This is a genomic window from Delftia sp. K82 (assembly GCF_002193035.1).
GTDB lineage: Bacteria > Pseudomonadota > Gammaproteobacteria > Burkholderiales > Burkholderiaceae_C > Comamonas > Comamonas acidovorans.
This window is the reverse complement of record NZ_MYFL01000003.1, coordinates 324,373-343,751: the sequence shown is the minus strand read 5'-3', so window position 1 is coordinate 343,751 and position 19,379 is coordinate 324,373. Positions and strand designations below refer to the sequence as shown.

19 protein-coding genes are annotated in these 19,379 nt (G+C 68.3%); 1 reads left to right on the top strand and 18 read right to left on the bottom strand.

The window, feature by feature from the left end; all coding sequences use genetic code 11:
* Positions 1-3 precede the first annotated feature (3 nt).
* The 12 genes from KDK82_RS18445 to KDK82_RS18385 all read right to left on the bottom strand — a co-directional run bounded on the left by KDK82_RS18445 (position 4) and on the right by KDK82_RS18385 (position 12,604).
* A complete protein-coding gene (locus KDK82_RS18445; protein ID WP_088165844.1) occupies positions 4-1,299 on the bottom strand; it encodes an MFS transporter in 1,296 nt (431 codons plus the stop codon).
* Between the two features lie 29 nt (positions 1,300-1,328).
* Positions 1,329-2,396 carry a porin gene (locus tag KDK82_RS18440; RefSeq protein WP_088165843.1) on the bottom strand — a complete coding sequence of 356 codons (1,068 nt, stop codon included), beginning with the start codon at positions 2,394-2,396 and terminating at the stop codon, positions 1,329-1,331.
* A 79-nt stretch (positions 2,397-2,475) separates the two neighbouring features.
* A complete protein-coding gene (locus KDK82_RS18435; protein WP_088165842.1) occupies positions 2,476-3,435 on the bottom strand; it encodes a PDR/VanB family oxidoreductase in 960 nt (319 codons plus the stop codon).
* Complete coding sequence (locus KDK82_RS18430; RefSeq protein WP_012202896.1) at positions 3,432-4,457, bottom strand: aromatic ring-hydroxylating dioxygenase subunit alpha; 1,026 nt, start codon at positions 4,455-4,457, stop codon at positions 3,432-3,434. Before KDK82_RS18430 ends, KDK82_RS18435 begins: the two co-directional genes overlap by 4 nt.
* A 24-nt stretch (positions 4,458-4,481) precedes the next feature.
* Entirely contained in the window at positions 4,482-4,703 is a 222-nt protein-coding gene (locus tag KDK82_RS18425; RefSeq protein WP_012202895.1) for a recombinase-like helix-turn-helix domain-containing protein, read from the bottom strand.
* 184 nt (positions 4,704-4,887) lie between these two features.
* Complete coding sequence (locus KDK82_RS18415) at positions 4,888-5,865, bottom strand: tripartite tricarboxylate transporter substrate binding protein (RefSeq protein ID WP_013804505.1); 978 nt, start codon at positions 5,863-5,865, stop codon at positions 4,888-4,890.
* A gap of 52 nt (positions 5,866-5,917) precedes the next feature.
* On the bottom strand, positions 5,918-6,880 hold the full coding sequence (locus KDK82_RS18410) for a VOC family protein (RefSeq protein WP_088166334.1): 963 nt from the start codon (positions 6,878-6,880) through the stop codon (positions 5,918-5,920).
* Between the two features lie 11 nt (positions 6,881-6,891).
* Entirely contained in the window at positions 6,892-8,367 is a 1,476-nt protein-coding gene (locus KDK82_RS18405; protein ID WP_017406709.1) for an aldehyde dehydrogenase, read from the bottom strand.
* Positions 8,368-8,402: 35 nt separating this feature from the next.
* Positions 8,403-10,109: a thiamine pyrophosphate-binding protein gene (locus KDK82_RS18400; RefSeq protein ID WP_088165841.1), complete on the bottom strand. Its 1,707-nt coding sequence runs from the start codon at positions 10,107-10,109 to the stop codon at positions 8,403-8,405.
* Between the two features lie 34 nt (positions 10,110-10,143).
* Entirely contained in the window at positions 10,144-10,941 is a 798-nt protein-coding gene (locus KDK82_RS18395) for an SDR family oxidoreductase (RefSeq protein ID WP_088165840.1), read from the bottom strand.
* A complete protein-coding gene (locus KDK82_RS18390; protein ID WP_088165839.1) occupies positions 10,934-11,821 on the bottom strand; it encodes an IclR family transcriptional regulator in 888 nt (295 codons plus the stop codon). The genes KDK82_RS18395 and KDK82_RS18390 overlap by 8 nt, the downstream gene beginning before the upstream one ends.
* Positions 11,822-11,833: 12 nt before the next feature.
* Positions 11,834-12,604 (bottom strand): SDR family oxidoreductase, encoded by a 771-nt coding sequence (locus KDK82_RS18385; RefSeq protein WP_071954165.1) that lies wholly within the window; start codon positions 12,602-12,604, stop codon positions 11,834-11,836.
* Positions 12,605-13,258: 654 nt separating this feature from the next.
* Between KDK82_RS18385 and KDK82_RS18380 the strand changes: the two genes are divergently transcribed.
* Positions 13,259-13,534, top strand: coding sequence for a hypothetical protein (locus tag KDK82_RS18380; RefSeq protein WP_088166333.1), 276 nt, complete (start codon positions 13,259-13,261; stop codon positions 13,532-13,534).
* A gap of 367 nt (positions 13,535-13,901) precedes the next feature.
* On the opposite strand, the gene KDK82_RS18375 is transcribed toward KDK82_RS18380, so the two are convergent.
* The 6 genes from KDK82_RS18375 to KDK82_RS18350 all read right to left on the bottom strand — a co-directional run bounded on the left by KDK82_RS18375 (position 13,902) and on the right by KDK82_RS18350 (position 19,373).
* Positions 13,902-14,657, bottom strand: coding sequence for a 5'-methylthioadenosine/adenosylhomocysteine nucleosidase (locus KDK82_RS18375; protein WP_088165838.1), 756 nt, complete (start codon positions 14,655-14,657; stop codon positions 13,902-13,904).
* A 103-nt stretch (positions 14,658-14,760) separates the two neighbouring features.
* Positions 14,761-15,558: an aspartate dehydrogenase gene (locus KDK82_RS18370; RefSeq protein WP_088166332.1), complete on the bottom strand. Its 798-nt coding sequence runs from the start codon at positions 15,556-15,558 to the stop codon at positions 14,761-14,763.
* 54 nt (positions 15,559-15,612) lie between these two features.
* The gene (locus KDK82_RS18365; protein WP_012202883.1) at positions 15,613-16,419 is read right to left on the bottom strand and encodes an IclR family transcriptional regulator; all 807 of its coding nucleotides are present in this window, start codon (positions 16,417-16,419) and stop codon (positions 15,613-15,615) included.
* A gap of 22 nt (positions 16,420-16,441) precedes the next feature.
* Complete coding sequence (locus KDK82_RS18360; protein WP_088165837.1) at positions 16,442-17,296, bottom strand: alpha/beta fold hydrolase; 855 nt, start codon at positions 17,294-17,296, stop codon at positions 16,442-16,444.
* Between the two features lie 149 nt (positions 17,297-17,445).
* Complete coding sequence (locus KDK82_RS18355) at positions 17,446-17,976, bottom strand: cupin domain-containing protein (RefSeq protein ID WP_012202881.1); 531 nt, start codon at positions 17,974-17,976, stop codon at positions 17,446-17,448.
* A gap of 200 nt (positions 17,977-18,176) precedes the next feature.
* Positions 18,177-19,373, bottom strand: a complete 1,197-nt coding sequence (locus KDK82_RS18350) for an MFS transporter (protein ID WP_088166331.1) — start codon at positions 19,371-19,373, stop codon at positions 18,177-18,179.
* Positions 19,374-19,379: the final 6 nt, after the last annotated feature.

Here is a 19,379-nt window from a genome sequence, read left to right as displayed (position 1 = left end):
AGGTCAGGCCGTGCGCGCGGACGTGTCCCGGGCATCGCTGGCACCGTCGGTGCCCTGGCCGCGCTCGCGCAGCCACAGCACCAGGCCGCAGACCATGACCACGAGTTGCGTGCCCACCAGCAGGCTGAAGCCTGCGACGAACCCGCCACCGGCCGAATGCGAGGTCCAGCCGATGACGGCCCCCATGAGCGCAGGCATGAAGCCCGCCACCAGGGTCGCCGTGCCGTTGACGACGCCGTAGGCGCTGGCCACATGCTCGGGCCGCGCGCAGTACTGCACGGTGCTGGGAATGGCCGGGCTCATCAGGCCCCAGCAGAAATTGGCGGCGATCAGGCAGTAGGCCGCCGCGTAGCGGTCTTCCATGTGGATGGCCAGCCAGATGGCCAGCGCCAGGCCCAGGCTGCCGCCGACGAAGATCAGCGGCACCTGGCGGCGCGGCAGGCGGTCGATGACGATGCCGCCGACCAGCACGGCCAGCACCGTGGCGTACTGGGGCAGCGAGGCCAGCCAGCCCATCTCGCGCAGCGAAAAGCCGCGCGACTCCAGATAGGCCGGCAGCCAGTTGCTGCTGCCCCAGAGGTAGGAGAAGAAGGCCGCCGACAGCACGGCCACCAGCACCAGATAGCGCGTGTGCATGGCGCCGCGCACGATCTGACCGACCTGGCCCACCGCCTCGCCCAGCGAGCGCGGGCGCGGCATGCCGGTGTCCACGCGGGGCATGCGGATGAAGGCCAGCACCAGCGGAATGCCGATGGCCACATTGATCAGGCCCAGCACGTGGAACGAGGTCTGCCAGTCATGGCCGGCCACCAGGTAGCCGATCAGCGGATAGCCCACCGCCAGCCCCAGTCCCGTGCCCATGTTCACGAAGGAGTTGGGCAGGCCGTTCTCGTGGCTCTGGAAATGCGCCTTGATGTAGCTGCCCGCCAGCGAGTACAGCGGTCCTTCGGAGATGCCCAGCAGGATGCGCGAGGCCAGCAGCAGGCCATAGCTGTTCATGGCCGGGGACAGAAAGGACACGGCGCCCCACAGCAGCAGGCCGACCACCAGGCTTCGGCGCACGCCGAAGAGCGCCGCGCAAAACGGCGTCAACACGAAGGAAGAAACGCCGTAGCCCACCATGAAGGCCGTGGCCAGCAGGCCCTGGCGCGTGCGGTCGTCGTGCGTCAGCCCGATGTGGTCCAGAAATCCCTGGTCGAGGATGAGGATCGAAAGGTTGATCCGGTCCACATAGGAGATGGCGACGATGATGAAGAGGCTGATCACCCCCCACCAGCGGGCCGCACGCATATCTTTCATGGCAAGTCTCTATCGCCCGATGGGCTGTATCAGAAGAAGTGGCGCACGCCCACCTCGAAGCCGGAGGAGCGGCCGCCCAGCGTGGTGCCCGGGGCCGACAGGCCCTGCACGCCGATGGACCTGGCCGCGCCGTCCTTGTTCTTGAGGAAGGCCACCGTGCCGTAGACCTGGGTGCGCTTGGACAGGTTGTGCCCGTAGCCCACGCTGATCTTGTTCCAGTCGGCATTGCTGCCGTCGGTGTTGTAGTGGCCGTAGGAGGCCTTGAACTCGCCCATGCCCACGGGCGCGGTCACGCCCAGCTGCAGGGCGGTGACCTTGAGGGCGCCGCGCTTTTCGCTGGCCCACAGCAGCATGGGCTTGGCCACGCCGAAGTCCCAGCTCAGGCCCACGTTGCTGGCCGTGAGGTTGGTCGCATCGCTGTCGCCATAGAACTTGCCCGTGGCCAGCGCGCCGTTGAAGGGGCCCTGGCGGTAGCCGAAGCGCAGGCCGCGGTAGTCGCCCTGGTTCTTGTTGGGTGCGCTGCGTGCCTGCTCGCCCATGGCCACCTGCACCTGGCCGTAGAAGCCGCCCAGGTTCTGCGGCAGGAAGTAGCTGACCGCGTTGCTGATCTGGATGGGCGCGCCGCCCGTGGCCGTGCCCGTGCCGGGAATGCCCAGCATGGTGAAGCCCATGGTGCCGCCCACGCCGTTGGTGAGGAAGGGGTCGAAGATCAGCGTGCTCAGGAAGGTGGCCGAGTCATCGCGGCCCAGGCGCACTTCGCCGAAGTCGCCCGACAGGCTCACGGTGGAGCGGCGGTTGAAGCTCAGGCCGCCACCGCTGGCCTTGCCCGAGCCGCTGTCCACGTCCATGCCCGCCTCCAGCCAGAAGCCCGCACGCAGGCCGCCGCCCAGCTCTTCCGTGCCGCGAAAGCCGAGGCGGCTGATGTTGGCGCCGCCCGTGGACAGGCCGGTCTTGGAGGGGCCGGAGCCGTTCAGGTGCGTGACGCCGACATCGACGACGCCGAAGATCTCGACCTTGGACTGCGCCGAAGCGGCACCGGGCAAGGATGCCAGGCAGGCTAGCGCCACGCCCAGCATGGGCGTATGGATGGTTTTCATGGGGTTGTCTCCTCTGGGGGTGGTGGCTTGGGGGGGGCTTGGGGGGGTGGGTTGTTGCCTTGCAGGTCTGATTGCCTGCTCAGATATCCAGGACCAGTCGCTCGCTCTTGCAGCCGGAAACGCAGACCATCATCACTTTGTTGCTGGCCTTTTCCTTGGGGCTGAGCACCGAGTCGCGGTGGTCCGGAATGCCTTCGAGCACACGCGTCTCGCAGGAGCCGCAGACGCCTTCGCAGCAGCTGTGGTCCATCTGGATGCCGGCATCCAGCAGGGTGTCGAGCAGCGACTTCTCGGGTGTGATCTCGATGAAGCGGCCGCTGCGCTTGAGCTCCACCGTGTAGTTGCTGCGCGCATCGTCGGCGGCCTTGACCTCCACGGGCGTGAAGCGCTCGACGTGGGCGTTGGCGTGGCCCAGCTCGGCGCAGAACTTCTCGAAGGCGTCCAGCATGGGCGTGGGGCCGCAGGCGTAGTGGTGCGTGCCCGCGTCGGGCTGGCGTTGGGCCAGCAGCGCGCGCAGGTCGGGCGGGCCGCCGGCCTCGCTGTCGAAGTGCAGGTGCAGCGGCATGCCCAGCGCCTGCAGCTCGTCCAGGAAGGCCGCGCCCTTGCGCTCGCGGGCGAAGTACAGCATCTCGAACGGGCGGCCCTGGCCCTTGAGCCGGCGCGCCATGCACAGCAGCGGCGTGATGCCGATGCCGCCGGCCACCAGCACGGTGTGCGCGGCGCTTTCGTCCAGCGCGAAATGGTTGCGCGGCTCGGAGATGGTGATGGGCATGCCCACGCGCAGCGACTCGTGCACGCAGCGCGAGCCGCCGCGGCTGGCGCGGTCGCGCAGCACGCCGACCACGTAGCGGTGGCGCTCTTCGCTGGGGTTGCTCAGCGAGTAGCTGCGCACCAGGCCGTTGGGCAGGTGCAGATCGATGTGCGAGCCCGGCGTGAAGGCGGGAAGCTCCCCGCCCGCCACGGGCCGCAGGTCCACGCTGATGGTGTCCTGGGCCTCGAAGCGCAGCGTGTGCACGAAGGCCTGGAGGTTGGTGCTCATGATGCGGCGCCTTCGTCGATCTGCTCCTGGGCCAGGCGGCGCAGGTGGCGGCGCAGGCGCACCAGGCCGATGTCGTGCTGGTAGAGGTTCTCGCGCTCGTTGGCGTCCAGCTCCATCTGCTCCATCATGATCCGGTCCTGCTCCAGCACGGCCCAGTGGCGCGCCTCCAGGCGGTTGCGGTACAGGAAGCGCCAGGTGTCGCGCATCCAGCCCTGCACCTTGCGGCAGCGCCAGAAGAACACGGCGCACAGGTCGGCGCTGATGGGCGTGACGCAGGCCACGATGGCGAAGTTGCCGCCGGGGCCGCCGGTCTTGGGATAGGGGATCTCCAGGCGCATCCAGTGCACGCCCGTGCTGCCCCACTCGGTCCAGTCGAAGTTCACGCCGCGCTGGCCCACCTTCTCGAAGACGAAGCCGTCATCGGTCTCGCGCACCTGGAACGTGGCCTTGCTGTCGCCCTCGGCCATGGAGTGCGACTGCTTGTGCAGGAAGGTGCCGTGCATGGGGTCCATGACGTTGTCCAGCGCATAGCGGTAGTCGCTGCGCCACTCGGCATAGCACAGGAAGTTGGAGTACTCGGGCGAGGTCAGCTCCTCGGGCAGCGTGAACTCGGGCGCCTCGTCAACGGCCTTGTCGCTGTTGTAGAGAAAGATGGCGCCATGCGCCTCGCGCGCATGGAAGGCCAGCGCCGCGCGCGAACCCTCGAGCTTGCAGCCGGGGCTGCCGGGCACCTTGGTCACCGTGCCGTCGCCGCGCACTTCCACGCCGTGGTAGGGGCAGGCCAGACGGTCGCCCAGGATCACGCCCTGCGACAGCGGCGCGCCCCGGTGCGGGCAATGGTCTTCCAGCGCATGGACCTGGCCGGCCGCATCGCGCCACAGCGCGATCTTGCGGCCGAAGCGGCGCACCGACACGGGCTGGGTCTTCACGAAGTCCGAGGGGCAGACCGCGTACCAGAGGTTCTTCAGGCCTTTGTTGAGCAGGCCGTCCACCGGATCGATGGTGATGGTTTGTACGTTCATGGGGCTCTCCAGTCCTGCTCGGTATCAATAGCCCAGCCGCGCCATCAGCGCCTGGAAGCTGTCTTCGGTCCAGGCCTGGCCGTTTTCGCCGGCGGGGCCGCTGCGGTTGAGATAGGCCACCAGTTCGGGCAGGGTCTGCACGCCTTCGCCGAAGGCGCGTTCGATGGAATCGCCCAGCAGGTCTTCCATCAGGGTGGGGGCACGTTCGCGCGCCTGGTGCGGCTCGAGATAGCGATCAGCGGCCATGGTTCTCTCCTTCGAAAACTGTCTTGAATCGTGGTTCGGCTTCATTGCCCGGAGCGTCGCCCGCCACCCGTATCGCGTGAAACCGGCGCAGCCCGACCTCAGGGACACCGAGGAAGGGCCGCCCCGCACCGAGGGTGTCGTCCCCCTTGGGGGAAGGCGCGAAGCGACTCAGGGGGTAGGTCATTTAGTCAGCGCGGATATCCAGGTCTTTGATGAGCTTGCCGAAGCGGTTGAAGTCCGCTGCATTGGTCTTCTCAAGCCTCGCGGGCTCGCCGCCTGCGGGCAGCGCGCCGAAGGTGGCCATCTTGGAGACCACGTCGGGCATCTTCAGGATCTCGTTGAGGTGCGTGTTCAGCAGCTTCACGGTCTCGGGCGACATGCCCTTGGGGCCGAACAGGCCCTGCCATGCGGACACTTCCACGTCCTTGACGCCCAGCTCGGCCAGGGTGGGCACATTGGGGGCCAGCGCGCTGCGCTGGCTGTCTGCCACGGCCAGGGCGGTGACCTTGCCGCCGATGTAGGGCGCAATCGGGCCCCAGGTCATGAAGGTCGTGGGCACATGGCCGCCGATCAGGTCGTTGACGGCGGGTGCCACGCCCTTGTAGGGAATGTGGGCGATGCGCGTGCCGGCGGCGCGGTTGAACATCTCGCCCAGGATGTGCATGGGCGAGCCGCTGCCGGGGCTGGCGTAGGTCAGGCCGTCGCGCTTGCCCTGGGCGATCAGGGTCTTCATGTCCTTGATGCCCGAGGCCTGGTTGGTGGCCACGAACATGGGCTGCACGCTGGTCTGCACGATGGGCGTGAAGCCGTGCAGCACGTCGTAGCTGGAGCCCGAGGCCGTCTTGAGCACGAACTGCGCAATGGCGAAGGTATTGGGCGCCAGCAGCAGGGTGTAGCCGTCCGGCGCGGCCTTGGCCACATGCACGCTGCCGATGGTGCCGCTGGCACCGGGGCGGTTGTCCACCAGCACGGGCTGGCCCAGGCGCGTGGACAGCTTCTCGGCATACAGGCGCGCCATGGCATCGGTGTCGCCACCGGCCGGATAGGCCACGATGATGGTGATGGGCTTGGCCGGATAGGCCTGGGCCATCGCGGTGCCGGACAGCGTGGCTGCAGCCAGGAATGCAGCGGCAAGAGAAACCTGGCGACGTGTCTTGTTCATGGTGGGGGCCGTGGGGTGGTTGGGTTGTGGGGGTAGGCCGTCAGGCGCGGTCTCAATGCCGCTTGTCGGTGATGAATTTCCCGTCGCTGGTACCCACGCCCTTTTGGCGCCGGGTGTTGCCGTCGATGCCGCCATCGATGGCCCATTCGGCAAACACCGTGGGGCCGGGCTCGAACTCGCGGGGCTGCCAGTCGGCGGTGAGCTGGTCCTCGTCGGCGTAGTACTCGACCAGGGCACCGGCCGGATTGCGGAAGTACCAGAAATAGGCCGAGGACACGGGATGGCGGCCCGGGCCCAGCTGGGTATCCCAGCCGCAGCGCGAGATGTGCATGCCGCCGCCGAAGACCTCGTGGATGTCGCGCACCGTGAAGGCCACATGGTTCAGGCCCGCGTCCTTGGCCGGGCGCTGCAGCAGGAAGATGTCGTGGCGGCCGCCGTCAGGCGCGCAGCGCAGGAAGGCGCCGCGCTCGGGGTAGCGGTCCGAGGCCGCGAAGCCGAAGTTGTCCACGTAGAAGCGCTCGCAGGCCTGCACATCCTTGACGAAGAACACCACATGGCCGACCTCGATGGGCTGGGCGCGCTCGTAGGCGGGGCTGGCCTGGTTGACGCGGTCCTTGCGGTTCCAGGTGTTGTAGGCGGCGCCTTGGACATCCACATCACGCTTTTGCGTGACCTGCAGGCGCACGGACAGGCCGTTGGGGTCGGTGCAGCCTATGCGCCCCTGGCCCTGTGTGAAGCCCGGCAGCGCGGCGATGCGACCGGCGTACAGCGCCAGATCGGCCTCGCTTTCCACACCCCAGACCACTTCGCGCAGCGTGGGGCCGGCCTCGATGGCGGGCGGCAGATCGGGATGGTCCACGGCGGCCACGATCACGCGGCAGCCGTTGAGGGTCTCGAACACCAGCCGGTCGTCCGCTTCCTGCACCAGCGCCAGGCCCCAGTCCAGGAAGAAGCGGCGGCAGGTAGCCAGGTCGTCCGCGCCGTAGGTGATTTCGTCTATGCCCAGTACGCTCATGTCGTGCTCCTTCAATTTGCCCAAGCGATGGGGCTCTCGTTCAAGCCCCAGTACATGCTCTTTTGCTCCATGTACTGCTGTATGCCCAGCCGTCCCTTCTCGCGGCCCAGGCCGCTGTCGCGCCAGCCGCCGAAGGGTGTGGAGATGGAGAACTGCTTGTAGGTGTTGATCCAGACCGTGCCGGCCTGCACGGCGCGGCCTATGCGCCAGGCGCTCTTGTAGTCGCGCGTCCAGATGCCGGCGGCCAGCGCGTAGACGCTGTCGTTGGCCTGGGCGAGCAGGTCGTCCTCGTTGTCGAAGGGCATGGCCACAAGCACGGGGCCGAAGATCTCCTGCTGGCAGATCTGCCAGTCGTTCTTCACGCCGTCGATGATGGTCGGGCGGTAGTAGTAGCCGCGCTCGAACTGCGCGCCCTCGGGCCGCTGGCCGCCCGTGAGCAGCCGGCCGCCCTCGGACAGACCCAGGGCCACATAGCTCTCTATGGATTCGCGGTGCTTGGCGGTGATCAGCGGCCCCATCTGCGTGCGCTCGTCGGCCGGGTCGCCCACCTGCAGCGCGGCGGCCTTGGCCGTCAGGCGCTGCATGAATTCGGCATGCAGGCTGCGCGCCACGAACAGGCGCGAGCCCGCGATGCACGACTCGCCCGAGGAGCTGAAGATGCCGTAGAGCACGCCGTTGACGGCATGGTCGATGTCGGCATCGGCCAGCACCATGGTGGCCGACTTGCCGCCCAGCTCCAGCGAGACCGGCATCATCTTGTCGGCCGCGATGTGGGCGATGTGCTTGCCCGTGGACGTGCCGCCGGTGAACGACACGCGCTTGACCAGCGGATGCTTGGTGATGGCATCGCCAATCACCGAGCCCCGGCCCGGCAGCACGCTGACCAGGCCCTTGGGCACGCCGGCTTCCTCGCAGATCTTCGCCAGCTCCAGCGCCAGCAGCGGCGTGGCCTCGGCGGGCTTGACGACCACGGCGTTGCCGGCGGCCAGCGCCGGAGCGAGCTTTTGCGCCTCGCTGGCGATCGGCGAGTTCCACGGCGTGATGGCCGCCACCACGCCCATGGGCTCGTACACGCTCATGGTCATGAAGTCGCCGCGCGAGGGCGTGATGGTTTCCTCCATGGTCTCGCAGGCGGCTGCAAAGAACTGGAAGGTGGCGGCGGCGCTGGCCACCAGCATGCGTGTTTCCTTGATGGGCTTGCCGTTGTCCAGGCGCTGCAGCTGGGCCAGGGGCTCGGCGCGCTCGCGGATCAGCTGGGCCACGCGGTGCAGCACGGCCGCGCGCTCATGGGGCTTTTTCTGGGCCCAGCCGCTGGTGCGGAAGGCGTGGTCGGCCTTCTGGATGGCCTCCTCCACATCCTCCAGGCTGGGCGCGCGCAGGCGGCCCACCACTTCGCCGGTGGCGGGATAGAGCGTGGTGGATTCGCCACCGCCGCCCAGGCGCCATTCGCCGGCGATATTGATGGGGAGCAGTTCCAGGTTCGACATGGTGAGCCTCTCTCGTTCGTTCGAATCCAGCCGCCTCAGGCGGCCTTGGTGGCCGTGCTGGTGGCCGGGATCTGGTCCAGCTTGTTCACGGGCGGGCCCGAGAACGTGGCCTTGAAATTGCCGATGGCGCGCATGTCGATCTCCAGCAGGAAGGGGCCCTTCTTCGGCCAGGCCGACTGCAGCACCGCCGGCAACTCCTTGAGGTCTTGCACGCGGGCATGGGGCAGCTGGATGGAGGCGCACAGCTGCGCGTAGTCGGGCGTGTGCAGTTCCACATAGCAGCGGCGGCCGCCGTAGGAGGCGTCCTGGATGTTCTGGATCACGCCATAGCGCTGGTCGTTCATCAGCACGATCAGGGTGTCGCACTCTTCCTGCACCAGCGTGGCCAGCTCGCCCAGGTTCAGGATGAAGCCGCCGTCACCCGCCAGGCCCAGCGTCTTGCGACCCGAGCCGCTGACCGCCGCGCCCACGGCCGCGCCGATGGCCATGGGCATGCCCATGCCGATGCCGCCGCCGGTGGCGTGCACGCCCGCGTTGGGCTCGAAAAAGCGCAGCTCGCGGTTGCCCCAGGTGCTGTTGGAGACGGTCACGTCACGCACCCAGTTGAAGTTGCGGCCCACGGCCTTTTGCAGCTCCTGCACCAGCACGCTGTACGGGCCCAGGCCGTCGCGCATGGTGGCCACGGCCTCGTCGTGCACCTGGCGCAGGTCGGCCAGCAGCTCGGGGTCGGCCCGGTAGCCGCGTGCCTCCAGCCGGTCGGCCAGGCCCGTCAGCGCCAGGGCCGAGTCGCCGCAGACAAAGCCGTCATCGGCATAGCAGCGGCCCTGCTGGGCGGCGTCCACATCGATGCGCAGCAGCGGGCGCGGCAGCTTCAGTTCGTACTTCAGCGTCTCGTTGCTGCGCAGGCGCGTGCCCACGGCCAGCATGGCGTCGCAGCGCTGGTAGAAGGCCTCCACTGGCTTTTGGATGTTGTAGGCGCCCAGCGAGGCCGGATCGTCCTCGGCCACGATGCCGCGGCCCTGGCCCGTGCTGACGATGCCGAAGCCCAGCGCCTTCAGGCGCTGCACGGCAGCGACTGCGTGGCGTGCGCCGCCACCCAGCCACAGCAGCGGGCGACGTGCCTTGGCCAGCGTGTCGGCCAGCGCATCCAGCGATGCCTCGCTGGGGGCCAGCACGGCCACCGGCAGCGGCGACAGGTCGACCGGCATGTCGATCACGGTCTGCTGGATGTCGATGGGAATCTCCACGCTCACCGGCCCCGTGGGCGCGGTCATGGCGGCCTGCACGGCTGCCTTCAAGGTGGACAGGCAGGTCTCGGCGCTGCGCACGCGGAACGCCGCCTTGGACACGGCGCCCAGCATGGTCAGCTGGTCGGGCGCCTCGTGGATGTACGACAGCTTCTGGTCCAGGTACTGCGTCTCGATCTGGCCCGTGATGTGCAGCAGCGGCGTGCCGGCCGTATAGGCCTCCACCAGGCTGCCCGCAATGTTGCCGGCGGCCGGGCCGGTGCTGGTGATGCACACGCCCAGGCTGGAGGTGGAACGCGCGCAGGCATCGGCCATGTTGCCCGCGCCGGCCTCGCCGCGCGCCATCACGAAGCGGACATGGCCGCGCGCATTCATCGCGTCCAGGATGGGCATGTTGTGGATGGAGATCACCCCGAACGCGGCCTGCACGCCGCAGTGCTCGAGGAACTGGGCCACAACGGCGCCGACGGTGATTTTGGATGCGGAAGAAGTCATGTTCTGCTTTGAATCGGGTGAAGGGGCTGGAGCACTACGCTTGCCGTGCAAGACCACCGGAGACGTCGATGTGGCTGCCGGTCGTGTAGGAGGACAGGGGCGTGGCGAGATAGAAGATGGCGCGTGCGGCCTCGTCGGGCGAGCCCAGGCGGCCCAGCGGAATGGACTTCTTGCGGGCGAGGTCGGCGCTCCAGGCGTTCCAGTCCTGGCTGCGGTCCTCGCGCGCCTCGAAGCGGCGGCGCCACTGGCCGGACTCGATCAGGCCGACCAGGATGCCGTTGACGCGCACGCCCTTGGGCGCGAACTCGGTGGCCATGGAGCGCACCAGGTTCTTGAGGCCGGCGCGCGCGGCCGAGGTGGCCACCATGTGCGGCTCGGGCTGCGAGGCCAGCAGCGAATTGACGCAGACGATGGCCGGTTGTGCCGTGCGCTCGAGCTGCGGCAAAAAGGCGCGCGTGGGATGCAGCACCGAGAAGAACTTCAGGTGCAGCTCCTCGGTCCAGGCCACATCGTCGGTGCTGGCAAACGTCGAGACCCGGCCCTGGCCCGCGTTGTTCACGAGGATGGAGGCCGGACCCAGCGCAGCCTCGCTGTCGCGCGCGAACTGCTGCACCTGGGCGGCGTCGAGCACGTCGCAGGCCTGGGCGAACAGGCGGGCCTCGGGATGGCGCCCGCGCAGCTGCTGCACGGCCTGCTCCAGGCGTTCGGCGCTGCGCCCGCACAGGGCGACACGCGCGCCCTGCGACAGCAGCAGATCGACCGTGGCCAGGCCAATGCCCGAAGAGCCGCCGGTGACGACGGCCGTGGTGTCCTTGAGGGTGGTATCAAACATGGCCGCCTCCTGCGCGCCGGGAATTGAGGGAAAGCAGCTGTGCCGTCTGCGTCTGCGTTTGCGGGCGGTAGTTCAGCAGTTCGGACAGCTCGGCCGCCGCGTCGCAGACGCCGGCGATCAGGGTCTCGGCACGGCCCTCCTCCACATGGGGCGCGGGGACCGTCGTGCCCAGCGCCGCCACCACGCGGCCGCTGTGGTCGCGCACGGGCGCGGCGATGGTGCAGATGGAGCTTTCGTAGAAGCCCTCGCTGAACACATGGCCGCGCTCGCGGTCGGCCTCGACCAGGTTGAACAGATCCAGCACCGTGCGTGGCGTCTTGGGCGTGTGCGCTTCCAGGTGCTCCTCGGGGTAGAGCGTGCGCAGTTCGGGCAGGGACAGGTCGGCCAGCAGCACGCGGCCCAGGGCCGTGGCATGGGCAGGCAGGCGCGTGCCCACACGCACCGAACTGGTCAGCGGCGTGGGCGGCGTCACCTTGGCCACGTAGACGATGGAGCGGCCATCGCGCACCACGATGTTGCAGGGATAGCGGATCTCGCCGCACAGCCGCGCGATCACGGGCTGGCCCAGCTCGGTCAGGTCCATGGACGACAGGAACTCGAAGCCCAGGCGCAGCACGGACAGGCCCAGCCGGTAGTCATTGCTGCCCTCGGCACGCTGCAGAAAACCCATGGCCTCCAGCGTGTTGAGCATGCGGAAAATCGTGGCGCGCGGCAGCTGCAGGCGGCGGGCCAGCTCGGGCGCGCCCAGCGTGGCATTGCCGCGACCGAACTCCTGCAGCAGGCGCAGGCCGCGCTCCAGCGCGGGCACCATGTACTTGTCGGCGCCGTTGTCCGCGCTCTCGGCGCTCTCGGCATTCCCGGAAGGGGTGGTGTCGGTCATGGCGAAACCCCTTCAATTCATGACGAAGCCGCCGTTGACGGGCAGCACCTGCCCCGTCACGAAGCGCGCGCCGTCGGACAGCGCATAGGCCACGGCGCCCGACACATCCTCGGGCCGCTGCTCGCGCTGCAGCGCGCGCTGGTCGATGTACAGGCGGTGGCGGTGCTCGGGCACGTATTCCGTGGCCTCCACCAGCACCAGGCCCGGCGCCACGGCGTTGATGGTGATGCCGTCGGCGCCCAGCTCGCGCGCCATGGAACGCGTCATGGCCATCACAGCGCCCTTGCTGGCCACATAGGCCATCAGGTTCGGGGCGCCCCACATCGCGGTGTCGGACGCCAGGTTGACGATGGCGCCCCGGCCGCTGTCGCGCAGCGCGGCGCGGCAGGCGCGCGTCATCAGCCACACGCCGCGCACGTTCACGTTCATCACCTGGTCCCACTTGTCCAGATCGATGTCGTCCATGCCCTTGCCGCCCGAATCGGTCACGGCCGCGTTGTTCACCAGGCCGTCCAGCCCGCCCAGCGCCTGCACGGCCTGCTGCGCGCAGCGCTCTATCGACTCCGGATTGCCGGCATCCAGCCCGAAGCCATGGGCCTCGAAGCCCTGCGCACGCAGCCGGGCCACGGACTCGGCCAGCAGCTCCTCGCGCAGATCGGCCATGGCGACACTCGCGCCCTGCTCGCAAAAGGCCTTGGCGAACGCAAAGCCCAGGCCGCGCGCCGAGCCTGTGACGAGGATGCGGCGGCCGGCAAGCTGGCCTGTGGAGGGCGTGGTGTTCATGGCGTACCTCAATCGAAGGGGGGTTTGTGTCTGTTTCAAATTTGAAATGACACTTTTTTCTTGAAACAAGCGTGAGTTTAGGACTGATGGTTCGGGGTGGGATTGGGGAAAACACGGAGGTGTGTGGGAAATGGATGACAGAGGTGTGTCTGGGTGTGTTTTGGATGGGGGCTTTTATGGCTTGTGAGGACATGCCCGCCCTGCGGGCGGGAGCCGGGTTTCGGCCCGGCGGCCGACCGCAGCGAGCCAGATGACGAAGCAGTCCTGTCCTTCGGTAGGACTGCAACCCCGCAACCACCACGCCGCAGGCGCGTTCATACGGGGAGTGGGTGCGGGCCGTCGCTTCGCTCGGCCTGGGGTTTGAGGCGGGGTTGTGGAATGCCTCTATGATTTCGGTGGCCCCCTGTTCCGGGGCTGGTGCTTGAAAACACCATCAACACACAGCGGCAGAGCCTCCCCGAAAGAGAGGCCTCGTCACGTCTGAACACTTGGACAGTGGGCATCGCACCCGCACGTCCACACGGTTTTGGATGGGATGGGGCTACCCGCAAGGCTGCCCGCACGTCTGTGTGCGTGTTTTCAACATCCCATCCACCCTTTCTGCGCTTGAAAACGCAGGTCGGGTGTTTCCGTCTCGCACAGGAGTACGAAAACATGAACGATCAGCGCACCGCTCTTCCCACGCGCGCTAGCTTCGAGCAACTGGCTCGCACCATCACCGACACCAATGGATGGGTACAGGAAGGCTGCAACGAAATATGGGCCCTGGCCCAACTTGTATTGGCCAGCCTCAATGCACCAGAAGACTTGCGACGTCCGCAAGCCATGCCTCACGCACTGCGCGCCATCCGCGACGGCGCTGAGTCACTGGCCGACTATGTGCAAGGCGAAGCCAGAAGCGTAGGTTGCGACCACACTCAAAGCCCATAGCCACGAGTGCGGCCACATCCGGCCGAGCGCAGCGAAGGCCCGAGCAAACTCCCCGTATGTCAGCGCCTGCGTCGGGCCGCCTGCGGGGTTGCAAGCCTGCCGAAGGACAGGCTTGCTTCGTCATCTGACTCGCCGTGATTGTCTGAACGTAGCGCGCAGCGCGAAGTGAGTTTCACGGCGAACCCCGCAGGTGGCCCGACGCAGGTTGCCCCGTAGCGCAGCGAAGGGGTCGCGGACATTCGGGGTGCTTTTCTTTGCCTACTTTCTTGTAGCAAGACAAGAGAGTAGGTCGGCCGCCGGGCCGAAACCCGGCCTCGAAAAACACCCCACCGGCAGGATCAAAAAACGCCCCCGCCAGGGTAAAAAATCAAACAGCAAGCCGCCGCAAAAACCCATCAACAACCCGCAACGCATACCGACTCGCCACCACCCGCACAAACTCCGCAAAGTCCACATGTGCACTGTCATCCGCCCGATCGGAAACAGTCCGCATGGCCGCAAACGGCACGCCATAGTCCAGGCAGGCCTGCGCCACGGCGGCGCCTTCCATCTCCACCGCCAGCACCTCATGCCCTGCAGCACGCAGGCCCTGCGCCAGCGCGGAAGAAGCGCCCGCCGTGCCCACGAACTGGTCACCGCTGGCAATCAGCCCCTGGTGCGCGCGCGGCGCCGTGGTGGCGTGGGCGGCGCGCAGGTCTTCGCCCGCCTCGGCCACGCAGGCCTGGGCGGCGGCCAGCAGCGCGGCGGTCATTTCAGGGTCGCAGGGCAGGCGCGTGCGGCCGTAGCCGGGCATTTCCCAGCGCGGGAAGATGGGCGAGGCGTCCAGGTCGTGCTGCAGGTATTCGTCGGCCACGACGACATCGCCCACGCGCACGCCTTCGCCCAGGCCACCGGCCACGCCGGTGAAGGCGATACGGCGCACGCCGAAGCGCTCGATCAGCGCCGTGGCCGTGGTGGCGGCCGCCACCTTGCCTATGCCCGACAGCGCGCAGACCACGTCGTGCCCATGCAGGCGCCCGCGCCAGAACATGCGGCCGGCGTGGGCCGTGCCCTGGGCGTCGGACATGGCATGGACCAGGCCTTCCTGTTCCTGCGGCAGGGCACTGAGGATGGCGATGGTCATGGTGGCTTCTCTTTCAACGGCACAGGGAAAAAGCAAAGGCGGCCCGGGGGCCGCCTGCGGGGCGAAAGAGCCCATTGTGCCGCGAGCCTGTGCCCGGCGCGGCTCAGATGGCGATGGCCGTGGCCTGGTTGAGCACGGCGCGCACCACGCTGTAGACGGTGAGGGCCGAGGTCTTGGGGTTGGCCTCCAGCGGCTTGCCGCGCATGGTCAATTCCATGGACCCGAAGGCGCCGCGCGCGGCCACATGGTGCACGTTTTCGTCCACGGCCGGGTCGGCGTACAGGCGCACCGTGGTGCGGTCCAGGCCCATGCCGGCCAGCGACAGGGTGGCGGCCACGTTGGCGTTCTTGGGGTAGAGCTGGGCGGCCTCGCGTGCGCTGCCTTCGAAGATGCAGAAGGCTTCCTTGAGGCTGGCGAGGTCGCAGCGCTGTTCTGCGGGCGTGCCGGTCCAGGCCAGGGGCGGCTTGCGGCCGGTGTAGACCACTTCGTCCAGGCCGCCGATGCGCGCGGCGGCCAGCGCATCCACGCCGCCGATGGCGCCCGACAGCAATTGCACCTGGGTGTCTCCGGCCTCGGCCGCGGCCTGCACGGCCTCGGCCATGCCGGGGGCGCTGAGTGCGCCGATGGAGGCCACGACGGCAGGAATGCCACGCTGCAGGGCGGGCAGCACATGCTCTTCAATGGCGGTATGGCCTGCGCATTCGACGATGAGGTCGGGCCGGTCTTCGGCCGCCAGCGCAGGCAGTGCGCGCGCCTGGGGCGCATGCCGGGCCAGGGTGGCGCGCACGGCGTCCGTCACTTCGGGAACAAGCACCCAGCCCACCTGCACCGCGGCATGGCCCTTGAGCAGTTCGAGCACGCTGGCGCCAATCGCACCGCAGCCAATCACAGCAATATTCATCGTCATTTCTTTCTGAGCAAGAACGCGCTGAAGGCCGGTGGGGGCACCGTCTCCTCAGCGCAGAAAACCAGGATGCTGGGTGCGCAGGTGGCCCGTCAGTTCGACGGCGGCCTCGCGCACCTGTTCCACCCAGTGCGCCATGCGCCCGGGTGCGATTTCGGTAAAGGCCACGGCCATGCCCAGGCCCGCGATGATGCGGCCCTGCGCATCGCGCACGGGCGCGGCAATGCTGGAGACGCCGGGCTCGTAGAAGCCCTCGCCCATGGCGTAGCCGCGCTCGCGGTCCTGCAGCAGCAGCTGCTGCAGTTGCTGCACGTCGCGCGGGGTGCTTTCCGAGAATTGCGGCAGTTCGCTGCCGCCGAAGAGTTCGCGCAGCTGGTCCGCGTCCATGTCCTGCAGCAGGGCGCGCCCCAGCACGGTGGCATGGGCCGGCAGGCGCGAGCCCACGCGCACGGCGCCCTGGAAGGCGCCGGCCGGCGCAATGCGCGCCACGTAGACCACCGAGGTGCCGTCCAGCAGCGCCAGGTTGGTGGTGAAGCCCAGGCGCTCGCACAGCGCCTGCAGCACGGGCTCGGCCAGCTGAGCCAGCGGCTGGGTGGACAGGTAGTCGTAGCCCAGGCGCAGCACGGACAGGCCCAGCCGGTACTCGGTGCCCGAGCGTTGCAGATACCCCATGTTCTCCAGCGTCGTCAGCATCCGGAACACCGTGGAACGCGGCAGCGCCAGGGTGCGCGCCAGGTCGGGCGCGCTCCACACGGGCTGCGAAGGCGTGAAGCAGGCCAGCAGGCGCAGACCGCGCTCCAGCGCGGGGACGGTGTAGCGGTCGTTGTCGTTCGAGAGGGTTTCTGAGGTGTCGCTCATCGCAATTCGGGCCGGTAGGCCATCAGGTCAGCAGGGTGGCCAGCCTCTGTGCGACATCCGCAGGTTGTTCGACGACAGAGGCATGGCCGGCTGCCGCAAGCGTAACGTACCGCGCGCCCAGCCTTGCGGCCCAGGCCGCGCAGGCGGCGGGCGGCGTGACCACGTCGTGCTCGCCCACCCAGACCTCGACCGGCATGTCCAGTTGCCCCGCTGCCTGCCCCAGGTCGCTGCCGCACAGCAGCTCCACGGCCTGGGCGTAGCCGGCAGCATGCAGGCGCGCCGTGTTCCAGCGCACCCATTGGCGCACGGGCTCGGGCGCGGCGGGCGAGACCAGGCGCTGGTCGATGGCGGCGGCCAGGCCTTCGATGCCTTTTTCCTGCAGGGCCGCAAGACGGCCCTGGCGTACCTTGGCCTGCTGCTCGCCCATGCCGGGTGCGCCATAGCCGCCAGCGGGGCTGATCAGCACCAGTTGCTGCACGCGCCCGGCACCAGACTGCACCGCCCAGGGCGTGCCCATGAGCGCACCCAGCGAGTGGCCCACCAGCAGGCAGCGGCGCACGCCCAGCGCCTGCAGCGACTGCTCCAGCACGCGGGCGTAGTCGGCGCCCGTGGGCACGGCGGGTGCCAGCGGCGTGGAGCGGCCATAGCCGGGCGCGTCCCAGGCCAGCACGCGCGTGCGCGGTGCCAGCGCCAGGGCCACGTCCATCCAGGACGCGGCGCCCGAGCTGATGCCGTGCAGCATCACCACGGCAAAGTCCGAGGCTGTGTCGCCGGCCTCGCGCCAGGCGACCTGGGCGCCACCGGGCAGGGCAATGAGATGTTCGGGGAACTGCGCTTGAAGGCGCTGCTCCATGCATGCTGTTACCGAGGGGGTCATTTCAGTTATCCATGGCGATGGCATGGCCCTTCAGCCATGAGACTGGCACGATCCCAGCCAGGGACAGCAGGCAAGGGCCGCCCCGCCGCGAGGCTGTCGTCCCCCTTTCAAGGGGGAAGGCGCGAAGCGCCTCAGGGGGTGCTCCATTTCTAACGTTTGATTTTTGCCAGGGGGTGTTCTGGGGGATAGGTGGGCGTGATGGGCTTCTTGGCGCCCAGCATCACGCACATCAGCGCGTCTTCGTCGCCGATGTTGATTTCCTCGCGGTACACGCCGGGCGGCACGGAGACCACGTCGCGGTCGGTGAGGATGGTCTCGAAGCGCTGGCCGTCCTTCTCCAGCACGAGCTTGAGCTTGCCGCGGATCAGGAAGAAGACTTCCTCCACATCGGTGTGCAGGTGCGAGGGGCCTTCATTGCCGGCCGGGATGACCATGGTGGAGAAGGTGAAGTTCTCGGACGGGATGGTGTTGCTGTCCGCAGCCACGCCCGTGCCGCCCGTGCCGATGTAGCGCATCTGGCCACGGCGGTACTTGGGGTCGAAGTCGGCCTGGAACTTCAGCGCGTCGAAGTCGTACTTGCGCGTGGAAAACCGCGCCACGCGCGATTCCATCCATTGTTCGAAGCTGGAGCCTTCGGGCTGGTCCCAGGTGCGGGGCGTGTTCTGAGCGGATTCGGACATGTGTCTCTCCATCAACGTCGGTGGATCATGGCGGGGAAGGCGCCATTTGTTTTATCCATGAATCACAGTTCATGGGGTAAAACAATTATAGGAAGATTGATCGCACGCAACAAGGGCCACATGCGCAGCGGCATGTGGCCCCTTTGCTGCCCAGTCTGTTGAGGGAACAGCGATGCGGGTGCAACAGCGATGCGAGTGCCTCAGGCAGCCATGCTGCGCCGCCCAGGCCGAAAGCCCGCATGGCTGGCCGGCCAGACCACGGACAGGCAGGCCAGCGCCAACACCGCCAGCGCCCAGGGCAAGGCGCGGGCACCCAGCCAGCCCAGCAGCAGTCCGCCGGCCACGCCGCCGCTCGCCACGGCCAGGTTGAAGACCGTCACCAGCATGGACTGGGCCACGTCGGCGCCCTCGCCTGCTGCGTCGGCCAGCGCGGTCTGCAGCAGCGTGGGTGCGCCGCCAAAGCTCAGCCCCCAGGCCGCAACCCCGATCAGAACGGCCACGGCCGACTGCCCGGCCAGCCCCAGCACCAGCGCAGACACGGCAAACAAGGCCGGGCTCAGCACGGTGAGCGCGCGCAGCCAGCGGTCCACCAGCAGGCCCGTGAGCCAGATGCCGGCAATGGCCGCAAGGCCGAACAGCAGCAGCACCCCATCCACCCTTTGCCCCAGCCCTGCAGAGACCAGGAAAGGCGCGATGAAGGTGTAGAGCATGTTGTGGGCCAGCATCCAGCCGAACAGCGCCAGCAGCACGGGACGCACGCCGGGCACGAGCAGGATGCGCGCCACGGGCTGACGTTGGTGCGCCGTCTGCCCGGCGTAATCCGGCACACCCAGCCGCACCCAGGCCAGCAGCAGCAGGCACAGCGCGGACAGCGCCCAGAACACGCCGCGCCAATCGAACAGGCTGCCCAGCCAGGCGCCCAGCGGCACGCCGGCCGCCAGGGCCAACGGCTGGCCCACACCCGCCACGGCCAGTGCACGCCCCTGCAGATGCGGCGGCACCATGCGCCGCGCATAGCCGGCCACCAGCCCCCAGATCACGCCGGCAGCCATGCCTGCGGCAAAGCGGGCGACCAGGGTCAGGCCGTAGTGGCCGGACAGCGCGGTGAGGCTGTTGAACAGCAGCAGCCCGCCCACCGCCGCCATGAACAGCGGCCGGCGCCTGAGGCCGCGCGTGGCGACCACGACGGGAATGGCGGCCAGTACCGAACCCAGCGCGTACAGCGTGACCATCTGGCCGGCCATGGCTTCGGACACTGCCAGTCCCGTGCCGATCTGGGGCAGCAGGCCGGCCGGCAGGGTCTCGGTCATGATGGCCAGAAAGCCTGCCATCGCCAGGGCCAGCAGCCTGCCCAGCGGCAGGCCGGTGTCGCCGGAGGTGTCCATGGGCTGGTTCATTGCCTT